Raw genomic sequence first — 313 nt, forward strand, 5'->3', positions numbered from 1 at the left:
TAGCTTGGATAGCCTGTTGGATTTCATTCTTGTGCAACCTTTCAATGACTTTTTCTTCTTTTACTTTTCTAAACTTTCCACCCATTTCTATATACTTAAAATTATCATCTTCTGCATGAACTGGCTCTTTGCCAGCAAAATCGCAAAGATTATGATAATAACTCTTTGCATACCTGTATGCTGCAACAGCTTCATCCGTCGTCTTACCAACGGTTAAAAGCTCCATTTCCTCTTTACCTTCGAGCTTCGTTGGAACGAGAATGCTGCGCTCAGCAAGCTCAACGTATATTTCCGGCAACCCAAGTTTTTCGCT

At 39.9% G+C, this 313-nt stretch carries 1 protein-coding gene; it reads right to left on the reverse strand.

Going from position 1 to position 313, the window contains the following annotated elements; translation table 11 throughout:
* Positions 1 to 313 (reverse strand): hypothetical protein (locus FN960_RS23780; RefSeq protein ID WP_185971134.1); only part of this gene is annotated, 313 nt, incomplete at both ends.

The sequence above is a fragment of the Alkalicoccobacillus porphyridii genome, assembly GCF_007293315.1.
GTDB lineage: Bacteria > Bacillota > Bacilli > Bacillales > Bacillaceae_D > Alkalicoccobacillus > Alkalicoccobacillus porphyridii.